Annotated in this window: 23 protein-coding genes and 1 pseudogene; 11 read left to right on the top strand and 13 right to left on the bottom strand. The window is 69.7% G+C overall.

The features are described 5' to 3' along the window. Nucleotides 1-5: 5 nt before the first annotated feature. The 7 genes and pseudogenes from AAY78_RS12340 to AAY78_RS12315 all read left to right on the top strand — a co-directional run bounded on the left by AAY78_RS12340 (nucleotide 6) and on the right by AAY78_RS12315 (nucleotide 5,913). On the top strand, nucleotides 6-992 hold the full coding sequence (locus AAY78_RS12340; RefSeq protein WP_046748593.1) for an aldo/keto reductase: 987 nt from the start codon (nucleotides 6-8) through the stop codon (nucleotides 990-992). Nucleotides 993-1,035: 43 nt separating this feature from the next. Further along, nucleotides 1,036-1,689, top strand: coding sequence for an IMPACT family protein (locus tag AAY78_RS12335; RefSeq protein ID WP_046748592.1), 654 nt, complete (start codon nucleotides 1,036-1,038; stop codon nucleotides 1,687-1,689). A 71-nt stretch (nucleotides 1,690-1,760) separates the two neighbouring features. After that, a complete protein-coding gene (locus AAY78_RS12330) occupies nucleotides 1,761-2,711 on the top strand; it encodes a DnaJ domain-containing protein (protein ID WP_046748591.1) in 951 nt (316 codons plus the stop codon). A 73-nt stretch (nucleotides 2,712-2,784) separates the two neighbouring features. Then, nucleotides 2,785-2,970: pseudogene (locus tag AAY78_RS20095) on the top strand (squalene cyclase); the annotation flags it as partial. A 44-nt stretch (nucleotides 2,971-3,014) separates the two neighbouring features. Beyond that, nucleotides 3,015-3,437: a Fur family transcriptional regulator gene (locus AAY78_RS12325; RefSeq protein WP_046748590.1), complete on the top strand. Its 423-nt coding sequence runs from the start codon at nucleotides 3,015-3,017 to the stop codon at nucleotides 3,435-3,437. A 67-nt stretch (nucleotides 3,438-3,504) separates the two neighbouring features. Continuing rightward, entirely contained in the window at nucleotides 3,505-4,956 is a 1,452-nt protein-coding gene (locus AAY78_RS12320; RefSeq protein WP_046748589.1) for a catalase, read from the top strand. 156 nt (nucleotides 4,957-5,112) lie between these two features. Beyond that, nucleotides 5,113-5,913: an alpha/beta fold hydrolase gene (locus AAY78_RS12315; RefSeq protein WP_197077697.1), complete on the top strand. Its 801-nt coding sequence runs from the start codon at nucleotides 5,113-5,115 to the stop codon at nucleotides 5,911-5,913. 84 nt (nucleotides 5,914-5,997) lie between these two features. On the opposite strand, the gene msrA is transcribed toward AAY78_RS12315, so the two are convergent. The 12 genes from msrA to AAY78_RS12260 form a co-directional block, all read right to left on the bottom strand. Next, nucleotides 5,998-6,543 (bottom strand): peptide-methionine (S)-S-oxide reductase MsrA, encoded by a 546-nt coding sequence (msrA, locus tag AAY78_RS12310; RefSeq protein WP_046748588.1) that lies wholly within the window; start codon nucleotides 6,541-6,543, stop codon nucleotides 5,998-6,000. Then, nucleotides 6,540-7,028, bottom strand: a complete 489-nt coding sequence (gene msrB / locus AAY78_RS12305) for a peptide-methionine (R)-S-oxide reductase MsrB (RefSeq protein WP_046748587.1) — start codon at nucleotides 7,026-7,028, stop codon at nucleotides 6,540-6,542. Before msrB ends, msrA begins: the two co-directional genes overlap by 4 nt. 139 nt (nucleotides 7,029-7,167) lie before the next feature. Next, nucleotides 7,168-8,190: a carbohydrate-binding protein gene (locus AAY78_RS19945; RefSeq protein ID WP_052748770.1), complete on the bottom strand. Its 1,023-nt coding sequence runs from the start codon at nucleotides 8,188-8,190 to the stop codon at nucleotides 7,168-7,170. Nucleotides 8,191-8,327: 137 nt separating this feature from the next. After that, nucleotides 8,328-10,121: an exo-alpha-sialidase gene (locus AAY78_RS12300; RefSeq protein ID WP_052748769.1), complete on the bottom strand. Its 1,794-nt coding sequence runs from the start codon at nucleotides 10,119-10,121 to the stop codon at nucleotides 8,328-8,330. Nucleotides 10,122-10,190: 69 nt separating this feature from the next. After that, nucleotides 10,191-11,120: a DUF4862 family protein gene (locus AAY78_RS12295; RefSeq protein ID WP_046748586.1), complete on the bottom strand. Its 930-nt coding sequence runs from the start codon at nucleotides 11,118-11,120 to the stop codon at nucleotides 10,191-10,193. Next, nucleotides 11,117-11,803 carry an N-acetylmannosamine-6-phosphate 2-epimerase gene (locus AAY78_RS12290; protein WP_046748585.1) on the bottom strand — a complete coding sequence of 229 codons (687 nt, stop codon included), beginning with the start codon at nucleotides 11,801-11,803 and terminating at the stop codon, nucleotides 11,117-11,119. The genes AAY78_RS12295 and AAY78_RS12290 overlap by 4 nt, the downstream gene beginning before the upstream one ends. Beyond that, a complete protein-coding gene (locus AAY78_RS12285) occupies nucleotides 11,800-12,735 on the bottom strand; it encodes an ROK family protein (RefSeq protein WP_046748584.1) in 936 nt (311 codons plus the stop codon). Before AAY78_RS12285 ends, AAY78_RS12290 begins: the two co-directional genes overlap by 4 nt. Then, nucleotides 12,735-13,682, bottom strand: a complete 948-nt coding sequence (locus tag AAY78_RS12280) for a dihydrodipicolinate synthase family protein (protein ID WP_046748583.1) — start codon at nucleotides 13,680-13,682, stop codon at nucleotides 12,735-12,737. The genes AAY78_RS12285 and AAY78_RS12280 overlap by 1 nt, the downstream gene beginning before the upstream one ends. Before the next feature lie 16 nt (nucleotides 13,683-13,698). Beyond that, the gene (locus tag AAY78_RS12275) at nucleotides 13,699-14,499 is read right to left on the bottom strand and encodes an ABC transporter ATP-binding protein (protein WP_046748582.1); all 801 of its coding nucleotides are present in this window, start codon (nucleotides 14,497-14,499) and stop codon (nucleotides 13,699-13,701) included. After that, nucleotides 14,496-16,547 carry a dipeptide/oligopeptide/nickel ABC transporter permease/ATP-binding protein gene (locus AAY78_RS12270; RefSeq protein ID WP_046748581.1) on the bottom strand — a complete coding sequence of 684 codons (2,052 nt, stop codon included), beginning with the start codon at nucleotides 16,545-16,547 and terminating at the stop codon, nucleotides 14,496-14,498. The genes AAY78_RS12275 and AAY78_RS12270 overlap by 4 nt, the downstream gene beginning before the upstream one ends. 1 nt (nucleotide 16,548) lies before the next feature. Further along, the gene (locus AAY78_RS12265) at nucleotides 16,549-17,505 is read right to left on the bottom strand and encodes an ABC transporter permease (RefSeq protein WP_045262486.1); all 957 of its coding nucleotides are present in this window, start codon (nucleotides 17,503-17,505) and stop codon (nucleotides 16,549-16,551) included. Between the two features lie 90 nt (nucleotides 17,506-17,595). After that, nucleotides 17,596-19,194 carry an ABC transporter substrate-binding protein gene (locus tag AAY78_RS12260; RefSeq protein WP_052748768.1) on the bottom strand — a complete coding sequence of 533 codons (1,599 nt, stop codon included), beginning with the start codon at nucleotides 19,192-19,194 and terminating at the stop codon, nucleotides 17,596-17,598. 129 nt (nucleotides 19,195-19,323) lie between these two features. Here AAY78_RS12260 and AAY78_RS12255 point away from each other — a divergent pair, with 129 nt between their 5' ends. The 3 genes from AAY78_RS12255 to AAY78_RS12245 all read left to right on the top strand — a co-directional run bounded on the left by AAY78_RS12255 (nucleotide 19,324) and on the right by AAY78_RS12245 (nucleotide 21,375). Then, nucleotides 19,324-20,049 (top strand): FadR/GntR family transcriptional regulator, encoded by a 726-nt coding sequence (locus AAY78_RS12255; protein ID WP_046748580.1) that lies wholly within the window; start codon nucleotides 19,324-19,326, stop codon nucleotides 20,047-20,049. A gap of 93 nt (nucleotides 20,050-20,142) precedes the next feature. Beyond that, the gene (locus AAY78_RS12250) at nucleotides 20,143-21,060 is read left to right on the top strand and encodes a DUF808 domain-containing protein (RefSeq protein WP_046748579.1); all 918 of its coding nucleotides are present in this window, start codon (nucleotides 20,143-20,145) and stop codon (nucleotides 21,058-21,060) included. 75 nt (nucleotides 21,061-21,135) lie between these two features. Beyond that, the gene (locus AAY78_RS12245) at nucleotides 21,136-21,375 is read left to right on the top strand and encodes a hypothetical protein (protein WP_046748578.1); all 240 of its coding nucleotides are present in this window, start codon (nucleotides 21,136-21,138) and stop codon (nucleotides 21,373-21,375) included. 106 nt (nucleotides 21,376-21,481) lie between these two features. Here the strand turns inward: AAY78_RS12245 and AAY78_RS12240 are convergent, their stop codons facing one another. After that, nucleotides 21,482-22,831, bottom strand: a complete 1,350-nt coding sequence (locus AAY78_RS12240; RefSeq protein WP_046748577.1) for an HNH endonuclease — start codon at nucleotides 22,829-22,831, stop codon at nucleotides 21,482-21,484. An 81-nt stretch (nucleotides 22,832-22,912) separates the two neighbouring features. Between AAY78_RS12240 and AAY78_RS12235 the strand changes: the two genes are divergently transcribed. Then, nucleotides 22,913-24,127, top strand: coding sequence for a hypothetical protein (locus AAY78_RS12235; RefSeq protein WP_046748576.1), 1,215 nt, complete (start codon nucleotides 22,913-22,915; stop codon nucleotides 24,125-24,127). Nucleotides 24,128-24,149 lie beyond the last annotated feature (22 nt).

Here is a 24,149-nt window from a genome sequence, read left to right as displayed (position 1 = left end):
ACCCCATGCACACGCGTACTCTCGGACAGGGCCTGCAGGTCTCGGCGGTCGGCCTCGGCTGCATGGGCATGTCGCAGAGCTACGGACCCAACCCCGGCAGCCGCGACGACATGATCGCCGTGCTGCGGTCGGCACTCGATCACGGCGTCGACTTCTTCGATACGGCCGAGGTGTACGGCCCGTACGTCAACGAGGAGCTCGTCGGCGAGGCTCTCGAACCCCTCCGCGACCGGGTCGTGCTCGCGACCAAGTTCGGGTGGGACATCGTGGACGGCAGGAGCGTGGCGCTGAACAGCCGCCCTGAGCAGATACGGCGGGTGGCCGAGGCCTCGCTGCGGAGTCTGCGCACCGATGTGATCGATCTGTTCTACCAGCACCGCGTCGACCCCGAGGTGCCGATCGAGGACGTGGCCGGGACCGTCGGCGAGCTGATCGCGGAAGGCAAGGTGCGCCACTTCGGGCTCTCCGAGGCGTCGGCGGACACCATCCGCCGCGCCCACGCCGTGCACCCCGTGACCGCACTGCAGAGCGAATACTCGCTGTGGACCCGTGACCCCGAGGCCGAGATCCTGCCGGTGCTCGCCGAACTGGGCATCGGTTTCGTGCCGTTCAGCCCTCTCGGCAAGGGGTTCCTGACCGGCACCGTCGACACCGCGGCCGACTTCGCCGTCGGGGACATCCGCGCCACGATCCCGCGGTTCACGGCCGAGAACCGGGCGGCGAACCAGGCGCTCGTCGCGCACGTCGCCGACCTCGCTGCGGCCAAGGACGCCACGCCGGGCCAGATCGCCCTGGCCTGGCTGCTCGCCCGGCAGCCGTGGATCGTCCCGATCCCCGGCACCCGACGCACCGCGCGCATCGCCGAGAACGCGGGGAGCACGTCCGTCGCCCTGTCGGCAGACGAGATGGCGGATCTCACGACCCTCGCGACGCGCCTCGGAGTGAGCGGCGACCGTTACAACCCGCAGCAGATGGCCTTCGTCGACCGTTGAGCGGATCACGGAGCCCTTCCGCCGCATCGGTATCGTGAGGCGGGTGACCTCCGCCCGCAGCTATCCCGCGACCATCGCGGCTGCGGTCGATCACGAGAGCGTCGTCCGCAAATCGCGCTTCGTCACCCGCATCGAGCCCGTCTCCTCGGTCGAGCAGGCCGAGGTCGTGATCGCCGGGATCCGCAAGCGGGCGTGGGATGCCAACCACAACTGCACAGCCATGGTCACCGGGCTCCTCGGCGATCAGGCCCGGTCGTCGGACGACGGAGAGCCGTCGGGCACCGCGGGCATCCCGATGCTCGAAGTTCTGCGGCGGCGAGAGCTCACCGATGTGGTCGCGGTGGTGACCCGCTACTTCGGGGGCGTGAAGCTCGGCGCCGGAGGGCTGGTGCGCGCGTACTCGTCCGCCGTGTCCGAAGCGCTCGACCGGGCCTCACTCGTGCGGCGGGCCGCGCTCCGCCAGGTCACGCTCGAGGTTCCACACGCAGATGCCGGCCGGTACGACAACCTGCTCCGCGACTGGGCCGCGCATCACGGGGCGACACTCGGCGATCCCACGTATGCGGCCATGGCCACGCTCGAGCTGTGGGCCCCCGAGGCAGAGCTCCCCCGGCTCACCGATGACATCGCCGCCGCCTCCGCCGGCGCGATCGTTCCCGTCGTCGGCGTCGAGCGCATCGTCGACGTGCCGGACTGACCCCCTTCGAATCGGGCAGACCCACAACAACCGCCGGATATCCTGGATGCCGCGGTCGCGGAGGGAGAGCGATGTTCGACAGTCCGCTCTCGGCTTCGGCCTACGAGATCCTCGAGGTCGACCCCGCCGTCGACGATGTCGAGTTGCGCCGCGCCTACCGTCTCCGCCTGCGCCAGACGCACCCCGACACCGGCGGCGATGCGGCGGTGTTCATCCAGGTGCAGCGTGCGTGGGAACTGGTCGGCACCGTCGAGAGCCGTGCCGCCTACGACCGCCGCACCGGAGTGGCCGGTTCATCCACCGCCGGCGCAGGAGGCACCACCGACTCGACCGCGGGCTGGAGCGGATGGCGCCCGCCCGCTGCCCGCACCGACACCCGTCCGCGCGCCCGGTCCTACGGTCACCCCGGCGGCTGGCGTCGTGAGCGCTACCTCGCACTGATCCGCGAATGGGCGGGACGCGGCGTCGAGGTCCCCGATCCGTACGACCCCGCGCTCGTGCGGTCAGCCCCGCGCGATCTGCGCCGACTCCTCGCCGACGCGCTCGCGGAGGAGGCCACGGCCCGCACGGTCTCCGACCTCGGCATGGGATACACGGTGTGGCACGACGTCGCGGTCGGTACCGATGCCGACGACAAGCTCGATCACGTGGTGCTGGGGCCTTCAGGACTGTACGGCGTGATGTCGGAGGACTTCGGCGGAGTGGTCGGCTTCCGTCGCGGAGAGATCACCGGCCCGAGCGTCGGCACCCGCGCACCGGTCACCGCGGCCCTGGGCCGGATGCGCGCCGTCGCCAAGGCCGCGCGCGTCAAGTTCGGCGGCGCGATCGTCGTGCTGCCCGACGACGACCTCGCCCAGGCCGTCACCCCGCTCGGCACGAGTCGCGGAGTACCGGTCGTCGTGGTGCGGCGCAGCGCGCTGGCGATGGTCCTGCGCCAAGGCGTCCCCCAGGCGCGCGCCATCGGCGGCAACGAGCTGTTCGACGTGCGCACCCGATTGCAGCAGACCGTCCGCTTCGTCTGAGCACGGCCCGGACTGCAGACGACGGACTGCAGACACGCTTCCCGGGACGGATGCCGCGGAGTACCGTGCCTGGATGGCGCTCACTCCCCCGGTCAGAGAATGGTTGCTCGATTCCGATCCGGCGCTGCGGTGGCAGGTGGAGCGCGACCTCCTCGATGAGCCGCCGGGGGTGTGGCAGCAGACCCGGGCGCACGTGGCGACCGAGGGTTTCGGCGCCGCTCTCCTCGCACGACAGGATGCCGACGGGCGACATACCGGAATTCTTTCTTTTGAGTTATTCAAAAAACAAGGTAGCCTCGGGGGATGGAGACAGAACTCGACTCGGCGCTTCGCGGCGCTGGGCTTCGGGCGACCGCGGGCCGCGTCGCCGTTCTCGAGGCTCTCGACTCCATGGCCCATACGGATGCGGAGCGGGTCTACCGCGCCGTGTCCGAAGTGCTGCCGACCACGTCGATCCAGTCGGTGCACAACATCCTCGCGGACCTGACGACGGCGGGTCTCATCCGCCGGATCGAACCGGCAGGTTCCGCAGCGCTCTACGAGCGGCGCATCGATGACAACCACCACCACGTCGTCTGCACCTCCTGCGGTGCGATCGGCGATGTGGACTGCGTCATCGGTGAAGCTCCGTGTCTCACCCCGTCCTCGACGGGGGGATTCACCGTCCAGACAGCCGAAGTCACCTTCTGGGGCCTGTGCCCCAGTTGCCAGAACGCCGCGCAGTAGCAGGGCCGCCGATCGCCCGTCCCCGGATGGGGGTGATCGTCGCGCCCACGCGGAGAAGGAGAACACCATGACGAAACCTGCCACCACCACGCAGGCCGGAGCCCCGATCGCGAGCGACACGCATTCGCTCACCGTCGGTGCCGACGGCCCCACCGTCCTGCACGACCACTACCTGGTCGAGAAGATCGCGGCCTTCAACCGCGAGCGGGTGCCGGAGCGCAACCCGCACGCGAAGGGCGGCGGCGCGTTCGGCGAGTTCGTCGTCACCGAAGACGTGTCCGCCTACACGCGGGCAGCCGTCTTCCAGCCGGGAGCGACGAGCGAGACCCTCATCCGCTTCTCCTCGGTCGCCGGCGAGCAGGGTTCGCCCGACACCTGGCGCGATGTGCGCGGCTTCTCGCTCCGCATGTACTCCGAGGAGGGCAACCTCGACATCGTCGGCAACAACACTCCGACGTTCTTCCTGCGCGACGCGATCAAGTTCCCGGACTTCATCCACTCGCAGAAGCGACTGGCCGACTCGGGCCTGCGCGACCCCGACATGCAGTGGGACTTCTGGACCCTGTCGCCGGAGAGCGCCCACCAGGTCACGTATCTCATGGGAGACCGCGGTCTCCCCCTCAGCTGGCGCCACATGAACGGCTACGGCTCGCACACCTACTCGTGGATCAACGCCGCGGGCGAGGTCTTCTGGGTGAAGTACCACTTCATCTCGCAGCAGGGCGTCGAGGCGATGAGCAACGAAGAGGCCGAGCAGCTCGCCGGGTCGGACGCCGACCACTACCGTCGCGACCTGTTCCGCTCGATCGCCGACGGCGAGTTCCCGAAGTGGGACCTCTACGTGCAGATCATGCCGTACGACGAGGCCAAGGACTACCGGTTCAACCCGTTCGACCTCACCAAGACCATCTCCAAGAAGGACTACCCGCGCATCAAGGTCGGCACCCTGACCCTGAACCGCAACCCGGAGAACTTCTTCGCGCAGATCGAGCAGGCCGCGTTCTCGCCAGGGAATCAGGTGCCCGGTACCGGCATCTCCCCGGACAAGATGCTGATGGGGCGCATCTTCGCCTACCCGGATGCCCAGCGTCACCGCATCGGCCCGAACTACAACCAGCTGCCGGTGAACCAGCCGCACGCGAGCGAGGCGCGCAACTACCAGCACGAGGGCTCGATGCGCTACCAGTTCAACGATGCCGCGCACCGCACCTACCAGCCGAACTCCTACGGAGCGGCAGGCGGACCGGAGGCCGACCCGTCGAAGGGCATCGAGGTGAACTGGGAAGCCGACGGCGAGATCCAGCGCTCCGCCGCGACCCTGCACGCCGAGGACGACGACTTCGGCCAGCCGGGCACGCTCTACCGCGACGTGTTCGACGGTGAGCAGCGCGCGCGCTTCCTGGAGACCCTGACCGGTCAGGGGCGTTCGATCACGGTCGACGCCATCCGCGAGCGCTTCTTCCAGTACTGGACGAACGTCGACGCCGAGCTCGGTGCCGCCCTGCGCGATCGGGTCTGACCCTCGCGATCGTCGGAACGAGAAACGGCCCCCGGGGACTTCGGTCCCCGGGGGCCGTTTCTCGCAGTGCCCCGTGGCCCGGTGATGCCCGCCCCATCGCCCAGACTCGCGAAGGCGTCTGAGCCCCGCGTCCGCGAACAGGGCCAAGATGGAGAGGTGGCCGTCCCTCTCTCCGACCTGACCAGCATGCCCGCACCCCAACACGTGTACGCCGCTGACGGCACCCGGCTGGCGACCTACACCTGGGGTGAGCTCGACGCCCCGGTCGTGGTCATCGTGCACGGCTTCGCATCGAACGCGCGCGACAACTGGGTGCTCACGGGCTGGGTGCGTGAGCTCACGCGTCCGGGCTATCGGGTGCTGGCGCTCGACCAGCGGGGTCACGGCCTCAGCGAGAAGCCGCACGACCCCGACGACTATCGCATCCGCACCCTGGTCACCGACGTCGAGACCGTGATGGACACGTACCTCGTCGACGACGCGTTCTACGTCGGGTACTCCCTCGGCGCGCGGGTGGGCTGGGAGGTCGTCCGCGAGCTGCCGCATCGCATCGGACGGGCGGTGCTCGGAGGCGTGCCGGACGGCATCCCTCTCGCGCGGCTCGACCTCGATCAGGTGCGGGCCTACATCGCCGATGGCACGCCGGTGGCCGACCGGACGACACAGAACTACATCGCGCTGACCGAGCGGGTGCCCGGCAACGACCTGCAGGCGCTCGTCGCACTTGCCGAGGGCATGCGGGCATCGGGCATGATCGACCCCGACCCCTCGGACGCGCCGACTCGACCGATCCTCTTCGCCACCGGGTCGAAGGACGCGATCATCGAGGGCTCGCGGGCTCTGGCCGCGGCCGCCCCCGACGGTCGGTTCTTCGAGATCCCGAACCGGAACCACTTCAATGCCCCCGGTTCCCGCGACTTCAAAGAAGCGGCCGTGGCCTTCCTCGCAGAGTCCTAGCCCGCCGAGTCCTCGCCCGCAGAGACTCATCCGACACACGTGTGACCCGGTCGACAGACGACCGGGCCACACGTCGGGATGCGCTCAGACGGCGGCGGCCTCGTCGCGCTTCGGCAGCACCCATCCCGCACGCGGGAAGTGGCAGGTGTAGCCGTTCGGGTACTTGATCAGGTAGTCCTGGTGCTCCTCCTCGGCCTGCCAGAAGGGACCGGCCGGCTCGATCGTGGTGACGGCCTTCGCGGGCCAGAGACCGGACGCGTCGACGTCGGCGATCGTGTCGCGCGCGACCCTCTCCTGCTCCGGTGTGAGCGGGAAGATCGCGGAACGATAGCTCGATCCGATGTCGTTGCCCTGACGGTCCTTGGTCGACGGGTCATGGATCTGGAAGAAGAACGCGAGGATGTCGCGGTACGTCGTCTTCGTCGGGTCGAACACGATCTCGACCGCCTCGGCATGGCCGGGGTGGTTGCGATAGGTCGCGTGGTCGTTCGAGCCGCCGGTGTAGCCGACGCGGGTGTCGAGCACGCCGGGCTGACGGCGGATCAGGTCTTCCATGCCCCAGAAACAGCCGCCGGCGAGCACGGCCGTCTCGGTTCCAGGGGTGCGGGTGATGTTTCCGTCGTCGGTCATGACTGCTCCTCAGCGGTGTCGGGGGTGTCGGTGGTGGTGGGGCGTGCGAAGAGGGCGCTGTAGCGACCGTACCCCTCTTCCTCCAGGCTGTCCGCCGGGATGAAGCGGAGGGCCGCGGAGTTCATGCAGTAGCGCAGACCGCCCTCGGCGCGGGGTCCGTCGTCGAAGACGTGTCCGAGATGGCTGTCCGCACCGGCGGAACGGGCCTCGGTGCGCTTCATCCACAGCGACCGGTCGGTGCGCGTGGTCACCGCGTCTGCGTCGATGGGCTTCGTGAAGCTCGGCCAGCCGGTACCGCTGTCGAACTTGTCGGTCGACGAGAACAGGGGCTCGCCGGACACGACATCGACGTAGATGCCGTCGTCGTGGTTGTTCCAGTAGGCGTTGCGGAACGGCGGCTCTGTGGCGTCCTGCTGCGTCACCTCGTACTGCAGGTGGGTGAGGCCGCTGACGGCCTCGGGGGTCTTGCCGTAGTCGTTCGACATGATCTGGCTCCTTCTCCGACGTCGCTGGCTGCGCCGTCTCAGAGAAGAACCGACGAGCGGCCCGATTTGGTCCCGCAGCCCTGGGAACGGGCTGTGAGTTTTCAGGACGCTCGTCGGCTGCCCCCTCTGCGGAGGAGCGTCAGTCGAGCGTCCGCCACGGGCCGCCGGTCGTCGCAGCTTCCGGCTGCTGGTTGCGCGTCCACCACTTCGCCTCGAAACGCATGCCGTCGTGCACGACAGTATCGCCGGTGGTGAAGACGCGGGTGGCCGTCCACACGGCCGCTCCCTCCGCGTCGGATACGAGCTCCTGCCACGGACCGACGGGGTCGCCTGGGCGCTGGTCGCGCGTCCACCACGACGCCTGCCACAGGCGCCCGTCGAGCGAGACGAGTTGCCCCTCGGCATACACGGTCTGCGCACTCCAGCCCGGGGCGGTGGTCAGGGGCAGGGTCACGGCGCCCACGGCGGCGGACACCTCGTGCGCCCCGTTCACCGCCGCCGCATCGAAGGGGGCCGAATCGATCGACCCGCGCGCGATGTCGTCGGTCGTGAGCCGGACGACGATCGGATCGAGGGTCGTCCTCTCACCGGGGGCGAGCACCCCCACGTCCGCTCCGGCAGCGGTCACGGCATCGAGCGCGACGTTGCCGATGTTCTCGACGGTGCGGGTCCACGTCACGGTGTCAGAGGCATCGGCCACGCCGTTCCCGTTCCCGTCCGCCCACTCGCCCACTGCTGTGCCGGACACCCCGGGGGTGCGTGCGATCACATCGACCTCGCCACCCGCCACGGCGATGCGTTTCGTCGACTGCCCTGCCGCCTCGACCGTCCACGTCGTGTCGGCGACGAAGAAGCCGCGGTCGATGTCGGCCTGGGTCACCGTGTGGCGCGCGGTCCCGCAGTCGTACCCCGCGCCGACCGGCAGGTCCCGATACCGACAGTTTCCTGCCCCCGGCGGGAGGAAGGGCGAGAAGTCACCGGATGCGGGAACCGCCGAGACCGTGACCGGACTGCGGTTGTCGACCCGGAAGCCGTAGGGCACCTGTTCACCCACCGCGTAGGGGGTCGCCGCCAGGTCTCGCCCGGCATCCGCCCGCGCTCCCGTGATCGTCGCCGCGAGCACGCCGTCGCGCAGCAACACGGGCGCGGCCGCGTGGGTCACGGTGACGGCGGGGGCCGAGCCGTCGACCGGCGCGACGGTGAAGCTGAACTCCGGCGTGTACCAGCCGCGGTCGAGGTCGGCCTGCGTGAGCGTACGCCGCGGGGTGCTGCAGTTGTATGCGTCGTACGCCGGCAGGTTCAGCCACCGGCACGCGGTGGGGGCGAAGCCGGTGGTGAAGTGTTCGCCGCCGGGGTCACGACCGTGTTCATACCCGCCGCGCTCACGACCCGCACCTGGAAGCTCAGCTGCTCGCCGACGGTGTACGGATTCGTCACGACGTTCCGCGCCGCCGACGTGTGGGTTGCTGTGAGCGTCGCGCCGAGCACCGACGACTGCGGCAGCGTGAGCGTCGCGGTCGTCTGGCTCAGCCGTCCGTCGGCCGCGGTGAAGGCGGCCTGCAGACGCTGGGCGCCCGCGGCTCCCTGCGGTGCGGTGACCTGCACGTTCACGGTGGCGCTCGCGCCCGGTGCGAGGCCGGTGACCTGCGCCGTGGTCGCCGTCCAGCCGGTCGGAGTGTGGAAGGTGACGGCACCGCTGAGCGCTGTCGATTCCTGGTTCGTGACGGTGACCGGAACCGTGGTGGCCGCACCGGCGGTGAGAGCGGTCTGCGGCACCGACAGCGGGGCGCACACCGCGTTCATCCACGCCTCGTCGAACGAGGAGAACTGCATGGTGTTCGTGTATCCGGCCTCCCACAGCACCCCCACCCTGCCGTCGTCGATCGCCGTGGCGCTGGAGTAGGCGAACGTGCCGGTCTCGAGCGTGCGCAGGCCCGGCCAGGTCTCGCCGTCGTCGCACGAGAGCCGCACCGCCCCGTTCACGCGGTTGCCGTCGGCGCCGTTGTTGGCGTTCGTGAAGACCAGTTTCCTCGCGTCGACGCTGGCCGCAGGGGCGTCCGGGTGCAGGCGCGTGATCGAGGCGTTGTTCGTGGGGTCGGGCAGCTCGGCGTCACGGGTGACCGGCCCGTAGCTGTGGCCGCCGTCCGTCGAGATCGCCACCTTGCGCAGACGGCCGTTGGAGCTGTCGCGCGAGTTGAGCATGACGCGGCCGTCGGAGAGCTCGACGACCTTGTTCTCGTCCATGCCGGTGCCGACATACTCGCCGCGTTTCCAGGTGACACCGCCGTCGTCGGAGTACACCGAGTACGCCTGGATCGCCGTCGATCCGTTCGACTGCCGCACCGTGCCGGCGTACTGCTGGATGAGTCGGCCCGCGTGGGCGCCGTAACGCAGCTGGATGCCCTCGCCCGACGTCGCGAACGTGCCCTTCACGTCCCCCGCCACGGGCGTGTACACGCCTGCGCTGGTGGTGCCGTTCGAGGTCTTGGCGACGTCGGTGATCAGCCGCGGGGCGCTCCATGTCGCACCGCCGTCGTCCGAGTGGATCACCGCGGCGCCCATGACCTGCCGGTTCGCGTCGTCGTCTCCGTAGGCGCTCCCCTGGAATCCCTGGTCCTTGGAGTGCACGAAGAACGCGAAGACGCGGCCGCTCTCCCGGTCGACGACGTAGCTCGGGTCGGAGTAGCCGTACTGGCCGCTTCCGGTCTTCCCTGCCGCGATGATCTGCAGCGGGCCCCAGGTGCGACCGTTGTCGGTCGAACGGCGCTGGATGATCGAGTTCGGGTTGGGGGCGTCGGCCGCGCTCCCCGGTCGGGCATCCCACGACGCGAGGATCACGCCGTCGCCGAGGTGGGCGAGCGCGGGGATGCGGTAGAAGTAGTTCGCGGCGGTACGGTCGGCACCGATGTTCAGCTCGAGGTAGTCGCCCGGATCGGCGTTCGGATCGGTCAGGTACCCGGGGGCGGGGGCCGCCGAAGCTGCGGTGGCGGGCAGGGTGAGGGCGAGGACGAGCGCCGCGATCGTGCCGTATCGCAGCAGCGGGCGACGGCGGCCACGGCCATTCCGAGAGGCGGGCGGGAGAGGAACGTGCATGGACAGACCTTTCTGTTCGTGCGGAAATCAGACGTCTGATGTCTGATTTCAAGTCACTCTAGCGAGAGGTCAGACGTCGAACAAGGGTCGGCGCAGCACCTCGAGGTTCCGCGCGACGGTGCGCAGGGCGTCCCGGGCACTGGCGTCGTCAGGGCGTCGGGCCGTCTTCAGCCCCAACCAGGCGACGTCGCCCGCTGCCGCGAGTGCCGCAGCGACGTGTGCATCATCGAGGAGCGAGGCCGATTCCGGATGCGTCGAGGCGATCGGCAGATGCGCATCCACCCACGGAGGACCGTACGGACTCTGCACGGCCGCAGCGCCGGAGAAGGCGAGGCCGACGAGGAACCCGGAGGCTGCGGCTGCGGCGATCTGCGCGGTCACGGCGTCCGCATCGCGCAGCTCGATCGCCGAGCGACCCCAGTTGAGCCAGAGCCCGACCGATGCCCCGGCCGCCCGAATCGCCGCGATCTCATCGTCGAGGGAGAGGAAACCCTTCTCCGGGATCTGCCCTGGCACCGACGCATCGCAGTGCTCGACGACCAGGCGCGCTCCCGACCAGTCGAGGGCGGCGGCTTCCTGCAGCGAACGCACGAACGGTTCCACGGCTCCTGCCACCCGCGGGGCGGTGTGCAGGGTCACCACGGCCACGGTCGCGCCGCTCTCGCGGTCGATGCGCGCGATGTCGGCGGCGACGCGGCGCAGGTCGTCGACGGCTGCCGCGCGACCCGTTTCATCGGTCGACGCCAGACCGTATCGTGAGTCGCTCCCCAGGCGCCCCATCACGAAGGGGATCGGCGTCACGGCGAGCGGCACGGCGGGCACGTTCGCGAGGAACCAGGTCTCGTCGTGCGGGTGGATGCCTCCCATCCACGGCACTTCGAGCCCGGCGACCCCGGGAAGCGCACACAGCGCGGGCAGCAGCTCCCCTTCGAGCTCCGGGTCCCAGCGCGCGTGCGCCGGAGAGGCCGGATAGGCGCTGACGAGGACGGGCGCAGTCATGCGCGGGCTCGCGCGACCGCATCGGCGAACCACGTCGTGATCGTCGAGGGATGCGTGATGGCGGTGCCGACACAGACGGCGAAGGCACCGGCGGCGATCGCGTCCGCGGCCTGCGCCGGCGTGTGGATGCGCCCTTCGGCGACGATCGGACGACGGCAGCGGGCCGCCATCAGCTCGATGAGCTCGAGATCGGGGCCGGTGGTCTTCGGGCGCTCGCCCGTGTAGCCGGACAGGGTGGTGCCGAGGATGTCGGCGCCCGCTTCCTCTGCGGCGAGCGCATCGTCGAGCGAACCGCAGTCGGCCATGATCAGGGCGTCGGTGTGCGTGCGAAGACCCTGGATCGTCTCCCCGAGAGTCAACCCGTCCGGACGATCGCGACGGGTCCCGTCGACCGCGATGATGTCGGCTCCCGCGTCGGCGACGGCCCTGGCATGGTCGAGCGTCGGGGTGATGAACACGTCGCGATCGCCGTCCTTCCACAGACCCACGACGGGCACGGGGAGGTGGGCCGTCGCACGGATGTCGCCGATTCCCTGCACCCGGATGCCCGCGGCACCCCCGACGAGGGCAGCCGCGGCCACCTGGGCCATCGTCCGCGGGTCGCGCATCGCCTCACCGGGGTAGGCCTGGCACGAGACGATCAGGCCGCCACGCAGCTGCTCGAGGGGGTCGGCGAGTCTCATGGGTTCCTCCAGACGGATGCCGCAGCTCCCCGCAGCGGGGCGTCGTCGCCGAGAGTACCCGGCAGGATGGGCGTGCTCTGCAGCGCATCGATCGCCTCGGCGTGGAAGGCGTCGCGCATCGGGCGCCACCAGTCCTCACCGATGTTCGGCACGCCGCCGGTGACCACGATGCGCTCGGGATCGAGGATCGTGGCCGCTCCCGCGATGGCGCGTCCGACCGCTGCGGCTGACTCGCCGATGGCGCGGCGGGCGATGGGGTCACCGGCAACGGATTCCGCCGCGATCCCCCGGGCATCGGTGATCCCGGGGTCTCCTCCGAGCGAGAGGAAGTGCCGGTGCATGCCGATGCCGGAGCCGATCGCCTCGAGGTGTCCGGGTCTGCCGCAGGGGCAGCGCAGGTGCGCGGCTCCCGGCACCGGGAGGTGCGCGATCTCCCCCGCGACGTGATGCGCTCCGCGCACGGCATCGTCGCCCAGGATCAGTCCGGCGCCGACACCGGTGCCGACCGCGACGATGAGCGCACTCGCCGCCCCGGCCGCCGCCCCGTGCCGGTACTCCCCCGCCGCGTGCGCATCGACGTCGTTCTGCACCCGCACGGGAGCATCCGTGATCAGGTGCGCCCCCAGCCCGGCGCGCACGAGGGCGGCAAGAGGGGTGCCCGGCCAGTCCGCGAAGGTGTCGGTGGCCGAGACGATCGTCCCGCTCCCGGCATCGACGACCCCGGCGGCGCCGATGCCGACTCCCGACAGGCGCAGCCCGGTGCCGGAAAGCAGCCGCTCGGCGAGGGCGACGACGGTGGCCACGACGGCCATCGGCCCCTCCGCGGCGGGAGTCGTGGCCACCTCGGTGCGCAGCAGCGTGTCGTGGCGGTCGGCGAGCGCTGCGGCCGTCTTGGTACCGCCGATGTCGACGGCGAGGACGACCTCGCCCATCAGGCGACGGCGACAGGGAGCAGGTGCAGCTCGTCGAGGATGTCGCGGATCTTGGAGACCGCATCGTCGTCGAGCGCCTGCACGGTGCGAGCCATGGTGGCGTGATCGATGATGCCGCGGGCGTGCATGGCGGCCTTGAACGCGCCGACACCGGTCGCATCCCCCGACAGCCCCTGCGGCTGGAACACGATGTCGAACAGACGGTTGATGCGTTCTTGTTCGGCCCGGGCGGTCACCCAGTCGCCGCTCTTGGCCGCCTCCCACAGCCGCACGTATCCCGCGGCCTCCACATTCGCGAGTCCGGGGACCACGCCGTCGGCACCCGCGAGCGCCATGGCGTCGACGACGACCTCGTGACCGGTGAGCAGCTGCAGCGGACTCCCCGCCGCCCGGTTCGCCGCGATCAGACGGCGGAACGAGACATCGTCGCCCGAGGAGTCCTTCACGCCCTGGATCGCGCCCTCGCTGCCGAGCTGCACGAGCAGATCGATGCCGAGCTTGGAGTGCACGCGGACCGGGACGTCGTAGGCCCACAGCGGGGCGTCGATGGCCGCGGCGATGGTGCGGAAGTGGTCGGCGACCTCGGCGGCGGAGTTCAGCGTGTACAGCGGAGCCGTCGTGACGATCGCCTGCGCGCCGGCGTCGACCAGACGGCGGGCGGTCTCGATGATGCGGGGAGCCGTGAGCTCGATCGCGCCGGCGATGATCGGCACCCGGCCGGCATTCGCCGCGACGATCGTGCGGAGCAGCTCCACGCGCTGGTCGTCGGTGAAGTACGCGGTCTCGCCCGTGGAGCCGAGGGCGAAGAGTCCGGAGACACCTTCGTCGACGAGACGGTCGACGAGACGGGAGAGCGAGGCGTGGTCGATCGAGCCGTCCTCGAGCAACGGGGTGGCGACGGGCGGGACGACGCCCGCGAAGACGGGGGCGGAGGGGGCAGCAGACATGTGTGTTCCGGTCGTTTCAGTGGTGGGATTCGAGCAGCGAGGGCGCAGCGCCCAGCAGCGTTCTGGTGTAGTCGTCGGAGGGAGCGTCGAACACACGGGCCGCGTCGCCGAACTCGACGACCCGCCCCTTGTTCATCACGGCGATCTCGTCGGAGAGGTAGCGGACGGTCTGGATGTCGTGGGAGATGAAGACCATGCCGAGGCCGAGCTGCTCCTTCAGGTCGGTCAGCAGGTTCAGGATCTGCGCCCGCACCGAGACGTCGAGCGCCGAGGTGGGCTCGTCGGCGACGATCACCTGCGGGTCGAGCACGAGCGCCCTGGCGATGGCGACACGTTGGCGCTGCCCTCCGGAGAGCTGGCTGGGCAGCGCGTCCAGGGCCGAGGGCGGCAGCCCGACGAGACCCACCAGGTCGCGCACCTTGCGGCTCCGGGTCGCCGCGCTGCCGAGGCGGTGCACCTGCAGCGGATCGAGGAGCGCATCGCGCACCGTCATCCGGGCGTTCAGCGCGGTCGCCGGGTCCTGGAAGACGACGGACAGGATGCGCCCGAGCCGCTTGCGCACGGCGGGCGTGAACGACCGCACCGGCTCGCCGCCGAACACGACCTGCCCGCTCGTGGGCTTCTCGAGGCCGATCAGCACCTTGGCCGAGGTGGACTTGCCCGAACCGGACTCGCCGACGATGCCGAGGGTCTGCCCGCGCTTCACCGTGAGCGAGACGCCCGCGAGCGCATCGACGTACTCGGGACGGAAGAGTGAGGACGCACGGGTCTTGTAGCGGACGTGCACGTCCTTCAGCTCGATGACGGATTCGCTCATCGTCCTGCTCCGATCGCCTCGACGGGCGCATCGTCCGGATGCGCGGAGTAGTAGTGCTCTGTCCCCTCGATGTGTCGGCGCACCGGGGTGGTGCCGGCATACCGCGAGGGGTCGCTGGACCGCGGGGCGAAGCGGTCGCCCGCCGGGAAGTCGCGCGGTGAGGGCACGACTCCCGAGACCTGATGCAGACGGTCGGAGCCGGCCTCGATCGAGAGCACAGCGCCCAGGAGGCCCTGCGTGTACTCGTGCACAGGTTGGGTGAGCACCTCGCGGGTGGTGCCCTGCTCCACGACCTGGCCCGCGTACATCACCGTGATCCGGTGGGTGAGCTCGGCCACCAGGGCGAGGTCGTGCGAGACGAACAGGAGCGCGAAGCCGAGCTCCTGCTGCAGCCGCATGAGCAGCTCCACGACCTGGGCCTGCACCGTGACGTCGAGCGCGGTGGTCGGCTCGTCGGCGATCACCAGCCGCGGATCCCGGGTCAGGGCCATCGCGATGAGCACGCGCTGCCGCTGCCCTCCCGAGAGCTCGTGCGGATACGAGGAGAGTGTGCGCTTCGGGTCGAGGCCGACGAGCGTCAGCAGCTCCTCGGCAGTGCGGGTGCCGCCGCGCGAGGTGAGCTGCTTCATCTGCGAGCGGATGAGCATCGCCGGGTTGAGCGAGCTCAGCGCGTCCTGATAGATCATCGCGATGTCGTGTCCGCGCAGCGCGTTGCGCTCCTTCGGCGCCATCTGCAGCAGGTCCTTGCCGTCGAACAGGATGCGTCCGCGGATGTCGGCCTTCGGGTCGAGCAGGCCCATGATCGCGAGCGAGGTGATCGACTTGCCGCATCCGGACTCCCCCACCAGCGACATGGTCTCGCCGGGGCGCACCGTGAAGCTGACGTGGTCGACCACGTCGACGTCGCCGTGCCGGGGGAACGAGATGCACAGGTCCTGCACCTCGAGCAGCGGCTTCTCGTCGCCCGTGAACTCGAGGCGATCCGTGCGGGTGAGTTCGCGCCGTCGCAGCTCGGCGAGTCGTTCGGCGAGGGGGACGACTTCCGCGCGCGGCACCAGGGTGTCGGGGACGCCGCTCGGCACGGAGAGGTTCACCGCGGTGTCGACGGTGGGGATCACGTGCGTGTCGTCCGGGATCGCTGCGACCTCGAGCTCGTGCGTGGACTCCTCGGTGTTCGCGGCGTCGGCCGTGATCTTGCGCGCCCGCGGCGACACCATGGCGTCGGTCATCCCCTCGGAGAGGATGTTGAGGCACAGCACCGTGATCATGATGAGGATGCCGGGGAAGAAGGTCGCCCACCACGCTCCGCTCATGAGCAGGTTTCGGCCCGCGGCGATGACGTTGCCCCACGACGGCTCGGGATCGGGCACGCCGGCCTGCAGGAACGACAGCGAGGCCTCGAACACGATCGCGTCGGCGACGAGCACGGTCGCGAAGACGAGGACCGGCGCCATCGCGTTGCGCGCCACGTGTCGCACGATGATGCGCGGGGTGCCCGCTCCCATCACACGCACGGCCGAGACGTAGTCCTCCCCGTACTGGTCGAGGATGTTCGCACGGACGATGCGGGTGAGCTGCGGCACGTAGAGGAACGCGATGGTCAGCACCAGCACGGGCAGCGACTTGCCGAACACCGCCACGAACACCGCGGCGAGCGCGATGCCGGGGAACGACATCACGACGTCCATGACGCGCATGAGGGTCTCGGAGATCCACTTCGGGGCGGTGGCGGCGATCGTGCCGAGCACGCATGCGGCGACCAGGGCGACGAGGGTCGCCCCGATACCGATCACGAGCGAGTAGCGGGCGCCGTAGACGAGGCGCGAGAAGATGTCGCGGCCCTGACGGTCGGTGCCGAACCAGTGCTCCGCTCCCGGCGGCTGCACGGGAGTCCCGGAGGCCAGCGGGTCGAACGGCGCGATGAGAGGCGCGAAGATCGCGGCCAGGGCGATGATCGCCAGCACGGCGATGCAGATGATCGACCCGAGGGACAGGCGGCCCCAGCGGAGGCCCGGGACGGAAAGCCGTTCCGTGAGTTTGCGTCGCATGTCACACCGCCCGGATTCGAGGATTGATGAGCACGTACAGGAGGTCGACGATGATGTTGATCACGACGAAGGCGAGCGCCACCGCGAGCGTCACTCCCTGCACGAGGTTGGGTTCGTTGTTGGTGACGCCGTTGAGGATGAGGGTTCCCATCCCCGGGATGGCGAAGATGATCTCGATCACCACGGCGCCGCCGAGCAGGTAGCCGATGCGCAGCCCCAGCACCGTGACGGGGGTGATGAGGGCGTTGCGCAGCACGTTGCGGCCGACGACGATCACCCGCGGGATGCCGGCGCCGAGGGCGGTGCGCACGTAGTCGCGGTCGAGCTCCTCGACCATCGAGGTGCGCACGACGCGCGACAGCTGACCGATCACCGGCACCGCGAGCGCGATCGCAGGGAGGGTCATCCGGGCGAGCCATCCGGAGGGGTCGGTCCAGAAGTCGGGGAGCGGGCCGGAGGCGGGGAGCAGTCCGAGCCCGAGGGTGAAGACCTGGATGAGCAGGATGGCGAGCCAGAACGACGGGGTGGAGAGCGCCGCGACGCCGAAGACGCGGATCACCTGGTCGGGCCAACGGTCGCGGTAGACGGCGGCGAGGACGCCGATCACGAAGGCCACGATCACGGCGATGATGAGCCCGAGGAAGGTGAGCGCCAGGGTGACCGGGAAGGCACGGGCGACCTCATCGATCACGGGAAGGCTGCGCGCGGAGTAGGTGCCGAGGTCGCCCTGCACGAGTCCGAACAGGAAGTTCACGTAGCGGACGAGCAGGGGGAGGTTGAGGCCGTGGTCCTCGCGGTAGGCCTCGAGGGCTGCGGGCGACGCCGTCTCGCCGAGCGCCGTGCGGGCCGGGTCGACGGGCGAGAAGGACATCACGAAGAACACGAGGAACGTGATGCCGAGGATCATCAGCGGCAACTGCAGCAGTCGCCGGCCGATGAGGCGGAGCGTGTGGGACACGTGCCGCTCCTTCCGAGGGTGAGGGAGGTGCAGGGGGCGCGCTCGTCGGGTGAGCGCGCCCCCTGTTCGGGTGCTGCTTCTGTGCGGGTGCTACTTCGCGGCCACGCCGACGTCGAGGAACGACAGTCCGGTGGTGGGGACGGGCTGGAACCCGACGAGCTCCTGGCTGCTCCAGGCGGTCGGCAGCTTGCGGTGGAACAGCGGGTAGAGCACGGCCTGATCGGAGAGCAGGTCGAACGCCTGGTCCCAGGTCTTCTGCTGCTCGTCGCCTTCCTGCTGGACGGCGGTGTCGAGGAGCGTGCGCAACTCGGCGTACTCGGGAGAGTCAGCCCAGTTGGTGCGGGTCTGGGTCCAGACGTTCTCGCCGTACCACCAGTTCATGAGCAGGTCGGGGTCGACGCCGAAGACCGAGGGGTCACCGGGGGCGACGGCCACCGTGTAGTCGCCGGAGTCGACCTTCTCGTACATCGACGCGGACTGTCCGATGTCGAGCGTGGTGTCGATGCCGATCGCGTCGAGCGACTCCTTGATCAGCGGGGCGACCTCCTTGACCCATCCGGTGTCGGTCGTCAGCAGCGTGATCGACAGGTCGGAGACGCCGGCATCCGCCAGCAACTCCTTCGCCTTCTCGGGGTCGTAGGTGTAGACCGTCGAGGCCTCGTGGTAGTTCGGGTACGTCTCGGGCAGGAACGAGGTCGCAGGCGTGGCGTTGCCGAGCATGCCCGTGCCGATGATCTTGTCCATGTCGAGGGCGTAGTGCAGTGCCTGCCGCACGCGCACGTCGTCGAACGGCGCCGCCTTGGTGTTGAACATCATGAACAGCAGGCCGAACGACTGCACGCTCTCGACGTCGGCCGACGAGGCGAGGGTGTCGACGTCGATGTACGGCACGTCTTCGATCGCCTGCACGGTGCCGGTGGACATCGCGGTGACGCGGGCCGAGGCGTCGGCGAGCAGGTTCCAGTTCATGCCGGCGGCGAGCGCGGGGCGCGGGCCGTTGTAGTCGTCGTAGCGCTCAAAGACGAGCTTGTCCTCGGGGACCGCGGAGACCAGCGAGTACGGGCCGGAGCCGACCGGGTTGGCGGCGAAGTCCTCGGGGTCGGCCTCGACGACCGCCTTCGGGACGATCTTGACGACGCCGAGGCGGTCGTTGATCAGCGAGAAGGGGTAGTCCGTCGTGATGCGCACGGTGTCTTCGTCGACCGCGGTGACGGTGTCGATGAAGTCGACGAACGACAGGAAGAGCGAGTTGTTGTCCGGGTCGAGCACGCGGTCGTAGCTGAAGACGACGTCGTCCGCCGTGACCGGGTCGCCGTTCTGGAAGGTCGCGCCTTCGCGGATGTCGATCTCGTAGGTCGTGTCGTCGATCTTCGTCGGGAGGTCGGCGGCGAGCGCAGGGGCCGGCTTCTGGGTGACCGGGTCGAGGTCGACGAGACCTTCGAAGACATGCCAGTTCGCCGAGACCGTGACGGCGCCGGAGGCGACCATCGGGTCGAAGCTGCCGTTCAGCGTGTACGAGATCCCCGCTTCGATGATGGCGTCCGGGTCGATCTCGCTCGCGGCCGCGCTCTCGTCGGGGGTGGCGGTGGTGCCGGCGCCGCAGCCCGCGAGGGCGACGGATGCGGCGACTGTGCCGGCGACCGCCATCGCGAATCGACCCGCGCGACGGCGGGTGAAGTGTCGGTTCATGTGTGCTCCAGGGTGGTGGGGGGAACATCTTGAGGACATCTGATGTCTGATGTACTCTAAACACAGGTTCGATCAGATCACAAGAGTGAGATGATCGGAGCGTTTCTGCCAGGCACGAGAGGGAGCCCCATGAAGTCCACCACGAGTAGGGCGTCACGCATGCGGCGCTCGACCACGGCGGATCAGATCAAGCAGCTCATCCTGACGCGCGGGCTCACCCCGGGCGACCCGCTGCCGACGGAGGCGGAGCTCTGCGACGAGCTCGACGTCTCGCGATCCTCCGTGCGTGAGGCCATCCGCACCCTCTCGACCCTGGACATCGTCGACGTGCGTCACGGCCACGGCACGTACGTCGGACCGATGTCGCTGGATCCGATGGTGGAGGCCCTCGTCTTCCGCGGGGTGCTGTCGCCGGAGGGGTCGCTGCAGGCGCTGCGCGAGGTCGTCGAGGTGCGCCTGGCGCTGGACCTCTCGATGGCCGAACGCATCGTGGAGGCGGCCAAGGCGGATGACGACCCCGAGCTCGACGCGCTGGTCGCCGACATGGTCGACAAGGCCGAGCGCGGCGAGCATTTCCTCGAGGAGGACCGCGCCTTCCACACCCGCCTGTTCGGTACGATCGGGAACCGCCTGGTCGGGCAGCTCGTCGGCGCCTTCTGGGATGTCCACACGGCGGTGCTCCCCCAGCTGGGGATCCCGCAGCCCGATGACATCCACAAGACGGCGAAGGCGCACGGCGACATGCTCGAAGCGGCGCGCTCCGGCGACGTCGACCGGTATCGCCGGGCTGTCGTCGAGCACTACGAGCCGCTGCAGCGCGTGCTCGCGAGTGCCGCGGGTGACGCTCAGGGCTGAGGTCACAGGCGGAGCCCCCGCGCGACGCGGTGGAGGCCCTCCTCCTCGATAGAGTTGCCTCCGCACTGCACTCTTCACGAGGGGAACCCACGCATGTCCGTTGGACTTCTGGCCGTCGTCGACGACATCCTGAGCGCCGCGATGAAGGCGTCGGCGAAGGCGGCGGGCGTCGTGATCGACGATGCCGCGGTGACCCCGCAGTACGTGCAGGGGCTCACGCCGGCGAGGGAGCTGCCCGTCGTCGGCAAGATCGCCCTGGGCTCGCTGGCGAACAAATTCCTGATCATCATCCCGGTGGCGTTGCTGCTCACCGCGTTCGCGCCGTGGGTGCTCCCGTATCTGCTGATCCTCGGTGGGGCCTACCTCTGCTTCGAGGGCGCGGAGAAGGTGCTGGAGTGGTTCGGCGTGCAGCACGGCCACGCCGACGAGGGCGCGCGCGACGAGAGGAAGCTCGTGCTGGGCGCCGTGCGCACCGACCTGATCCTCTCCACCGAGATCATGCTCATCTCGCTCGCGAGCCTCGAGAAGGGGCTCGACATGTGGGCGACGCTGGCCATCCTCGCCGTGATCGCTCTTCTCATGACGGGCGTCGTCTACGGTGCGGTCGCGCTGCTCGTGAAGATCGACGACATCGGCCTGAAGATGGCGAAGAATCCGGTGCAGCGCGTGCGCCACACCGGCACCAGGATCGTGCGCTCGATGCCGGCGGTGTTCCGCTTCATCAGCATCCTCGGCACGGTCGCGATGCTCTGGGTCGGCGGCCACCTGGTGCTCGTGAACCTGGGCGAGGTGGGGCTGCACTTCACCACCGACCTGCTGCACGGGATCGAGCACGCCCTGGAGCCGGCCGGCGGATTCGTGGTCTGGCTGGTCGAGACGCTCGTGTCGGCGATCGCGGGCCTCGCACTGGGACTGCTGATCGTCGTGATCGTACTCGGCATCGCGCGGCTCTTCGGCAAGACGCCCAGCTTCCACGAGGGCGAGACCTCCCCCGCCGATGTGCACGTCTGATTCCGAGTCGGCCGTCTCGCGACTATCCGCCGTGCGGGGGATGCGACGTGCCGCTCAGTCCGGTTCGATCGGAGCATGAGAACTGATCGCGCCACACAGTTGCGTCGGACCCGACGCCTGATCTCCGCCATCGCGAGCGGGGGCATCGGCGCGGCCGCAATCTGGTTCGTCTTCGCCGCCGTCGGTGAATCCGGTGGACAGCTCGGCGCCGCAAGCGCCACAGCCGCGGCGTTGGGTGCCGCCTGGTCGGCGGGCTTCGCCGCCATCACCTCCCGGCTGAAGATCATCGAGACCTCGTCGACCTCGGCCAGCTGAGCTCGCCGACCGCACCCGACCACCGAAGACACCCACCCCGACCACCGAAGACACCCACCCCGCGCGCCCGCGCCTCACTCCACGCACACACCCGCGCGGCACGCAGTCACGCTGCGATGTCGTAGCGCGCTCGACCCCCGAGTCTCGGTCTGCGTTCCGGATCGACGTTGGGCGGTGGGATGAGCCACACCCGTGCCGCGACCCCGACCCCCTCGATCCTGATCTCCCAGTCGTTGTCGTGGATGCGGTGGTGACAGCTCTCGCAGAGCAGCACCCCGTTGTCGAGGTCGGTCGGCCCGGCATCCCGCTGCCACCAACGCAGGTGATGCGCCCTGGTCAGCTGCGGCGCGAGCCCGCACATCACACAGCCGCCGTCACGCTCCACCAGCGCGAGGCGCTGAGCACGGGTGAACAGCCGCTTCTCACGACCCCAGTCGAGGATCTCGCCTCCACCGCCGAGCACGACGGGGATGATGCCGCCGCCCGCCGCCATCCGACGACAGGCGGCGATGCTGACGGGCCCACCGAGGCCGTCGACCGTCGCGAACCCGGTACCGCCGGTCAGCTCGTCGAGCCCCACCCGCACGACGACCGTCGCTCCGGACACGGGGAGACCGCCGTTGTCGCATCCGCTCGCGTGTGCGCAGATCTCGACGAACGCATCGGCCTGCAGCATCGCGACCGTGCGTCGATCGGCATCGGACGCCTCGGGATCGAGCACGTGCGCCCTGGCCTGGAACGTCGCAGTGACGTAGGCCTGGATCGCCGCTTTCACCGGCGCGCCGGAGGCGACATCGGTCTGCAGCGTCAGGTGCAGCGACCCGTCGCGCTCGAACATCGTCAGCGAGCGCCGTGAACGAGCCTCGTCTTCGCGCGGAGCCACACCGTCGGGATCGAGCCAGGCCTCGGCGTGCACGACCAGCTTGCGCACGTCGTCGAGCGACAGCTCCGCGGCGCGTTCGACGAGCAGTCGCTCGGCCTCGATGATCCGCTCCAGACCGACCTTCAGCCGGGCCCGATCGAGCAGGGTCACGATCGACGCTGCTGCTGCGGCGCTCAGCGCGCCCGCGCCGATCGCCTGTTGCACCGCGGGATAACGCGGCGGCAGCGGTTCGCCCAGGAGGTTCGCCCGGGGAGCCGTAGCCTCCCCCACCTTCACCAGGCGCACCGCATCTCCCGTCGATCCGCCGGTCGTCGCCGCGATCATGGTCGCAGGGCTGCGGAACCCCTGCTCCTTCGCCAGGCTCGCCGCTCCCAGCTCGGGGCGCGACTCCCGCGCGATGCTCGCCGCGATCTCGGCGTGGATGCCGTCGAGTCGACGCTGCACCAGCCCCATCGTGCGATGCGCCTCGAGCAGCTGTGCTCTGGTCAGCTCGGCCGCGTTCGACGCATCCGCCCACACGTCTTCGAGGCACCCCACGGCCTCGAGGAGGGGGCTCAGATGTGGGTTCGTCATGCCCTCAGTTTAGAACATATCTTCGATATATTGGAGGGGTGTGGATAAGTCGATGCGCCGCCGTGCCGTAGTCTCATCGCCATGTCCGCCACCTCGCCGTCGCCGAAGTCCCGCAGCACGAAGCGCGACGCCGACCGCTGGTTCCGCGAGCAGGGGCTTCCGACCTTCGTGCCGTTGCGGCGCTGGTTCACCGACCTCCCCCGTCGCGTCGCACCGCTCATCGCCTGGGTCGCGGTGGCCGCCTACCTCTTCCAGGACGGGATCGAGGTCGTGTTCGACTTCGCCCTCGACGACGACTCGATCGGGTGGGAGCTCCTGATCGTCCCCCTCGCCCTCACGATCTTCCTGCTGGCGGTGGGCCTCGCCTGGGCCGCCTACTTCCTCGTCCGAGCCCTGCTGCGGCGTCTCCCTGCGGGGATCGGCACGGCGGTCGCCCTCGTCCTGATCGCCGTCAGCCTCGCCTTCACGATCGTCTACGACTACAGCACCCACCCGAATTCAACCGTGGGGCCGGTCCTCCGCACGGCGCTCGTGCTCGCCCTCTGCATCCTGGTGACCGGCATGGGCGGCGGTGCCATGATCTCCTGGGCCTCGCGCCTGGCGGTGCGCAATGCGTCGGCGATCGGGCACATGGCGTCGATCGCGCTGCCCGTGATCCTCATGCTGGTGGTTTTCTCGTTCTTCTCTGCCGAGGTCTGGCAGATGGCCTCCGCGCTGTCATGGGGATCGATCGCCCTCGTCGGCCTCGTCGTCGCGGTGCTCGCCGGCATCGTCGTGCTGCGCGTCAGCGCGTCGGAGATCGATGACCACGCGCACGCGCCGACCGCGGAGCAGCGAGCCGCCCTGCTCGTCGGCACCCCGGCGGAGGGGCGTCCCGCACCCGGGCGGCCGGGGCGCCTGCACGCTCCGCAGCGCATCAACATCCTGCTCGCGATGACCGTCGCGCAACTCGTGCAGGCGCTGTTCTTCGCCGGGCTCCTCGCGGCGCTGCTGATCGTGATCGGAGGCATCGCGATCCCCCAGGGCGTCGTCGGCATCTGGCTCGGTCCGGGAAGCGCAGCCCAGCCGCTCGCGGTGCAGCCCCTGGAGTTCTTCGGGGCGAAGCTGCCGCTCACCGTCAACCTGCTCAAGGCCGCCACTCTGCTCGCCGTGATCGCCGCCCTCCCCTTCGTGTTCTCCGCCGTGAGCGAGGCACGCTACCGGGAGCGGTTCTTCGACCCGATCATGGCCGACATGCGGCGAGCGATCCTCGTGCGCGAGGCCGTCAGCACGACACCGGCGCGCCGCTCCTCGTAACTGTTCGGCCGCAGCGCGCCCG

The sequence above is a fragment of the Microbacterium sp. Ag1 genome, assembly GCF_001005635.1.
GTDB lineage: Bacteria > Actinomycetota > Actinomycetes > Actinomycetales > Microbacteriaceae > Microbacterium > Microbacterium oxydans.
The sequence above is the reverse complement of the archived record's forward strand: the minus strand, read 5'-3'. Positions and strand labels throughout refer to the sequence as shown.

Bases quoted from the DNA above. Each gene is read 5' to 3' on its own strand.
- AAY78_RS12340 (WP_046748593.1), top strand. From the start codon at position 6: ATGCACACGCGTACTCTCGGACAGGGCCTGCAGGTCTCGGCGGTCGGC.
- AAY78_RS12330 (WP_046748591.1), top strand. From the start codon at position 1,761: ATGTTCGACAGTCCGCTCTCGGCTTCGGCCTACGAGATCCTCGAGGTC.
- AAY78_RS12325 (WP_046748590.1), top strand. From the start codon at position 3,015: ATGGAGACAGAACTCGACTCGGCGCTTCGCGGCGCTGGGCTTCGGGCG.
- AAY78_RS12320 (WP_046748589.1), top strand. From the start codon at position 3,505: ATGACGAAACCTGCCACCACCACGCAGGCCGGAGCCCCGATCGCGAGC.
- msrA (WP_046748588.1), bottom strand. From the start codon at position 6,543: ATGACCGACGACGGAAACATCACCCGCACCCCTGGAACCGAGACGGCC.
- msrB (WP_046748587.1), bottom strand. From the start codon at position 7,028: ATGTCGAACGACTACGGCAAGACCCCCGAGGCCGTCAGCGGCCTCACC.
- AAY78_RS12300 (WP_052748769.1), bottom strand. From the start codon at position 10,121: ATGCACGTTCCTCTCCCGCCCGCCTCTCGGAATGGCCGTGGCCGCCGT.
- AAY78_RS12295 (WP_046748586.1), bottom strand. From the start codon at position 11,120: ATGACTGCGCCCGTCCTCGTCAGCGCCTATCCGGCCTCTCCGGCGCAC.
- AAY78_RS12290 (WP_046748585.1), bottom strand. From the start codon at position 11,803: ATGAGACTCGCCGACCCCCTCGAGCAGCTGCGTGGCGGCCTGATCGTC.
- AAY78_RS12285 (WP_046748584.1), bottom strand. From the start codon at position 12,735: ATGGGCGAGGTCGTCCTCGCCGTCGACATCGGCGGTACCAAGACGGCC.
- AAY78_RS12280 (WP_046748583.1), bottom strand. From the start codon at position 13,682: ATGTCTGCTGCCCCCTCCGCCCCCGTCTTCGCGGGCGTCGTCCCGCCC.
- AAY78_RS12275 (WP_046748582.1), bottom strand. From the start codon at position 14,499: ATGAGCGAATCCGTCATCGAGCTGAAGGACGTGCACGTCCGCTACAAG.
- AAY78_RS12270 (WP_046748581.1), bottom strand. From the start codon at position 16,547: ATGCGACGCAAACTCACGGAACGGCTTTCCGTCCCGGGCCTCCGCTGG.
- AAY78_RS12260 (WP_052748768.1), bottom strand. From the start codon at position 19,194: ATGAACCGACACTTCACCCGCCGTCGCGCGGGTCGATTCGCGATGGCG.
- AAY78_RS12255 (WP_046748580.1), top strand. From the start codon at position 19,324: ATGAAGTCCACCACGAGTAGGGCGTCACGCATGCGGCGCTCGACCACG.
- AAY78_RS12250 (WP_046748579.1), top strand. From the start codon at position 20,143: ATGTCCGTTGGACTTCTGGCCGTCGTCGACGACATCCTGAGCGCCGCG.
- AAY78_RS12245 (WP_046748578.1), top strand. From the start codon at position 21,136: ATGAGAACTGATCGCGCCACACAGTTGCGTCGGACCCGACGCCTGATC.
- AAY78_RS12240 (WP_046748577.1), bottom strand. From the start codon at position 22,831: ATGACGAACCCACATCTGAGCCCCCTCCTCGAGGCCGTGGGGTGCCTC.
- AAY78_RS12235 (WP_046748576.1), top strand. From the start codon at position 22,913: ATGTCCGCCACCTCGCCGTCGCCGAAGTCCCGCAGCACGAAGCGCGAC.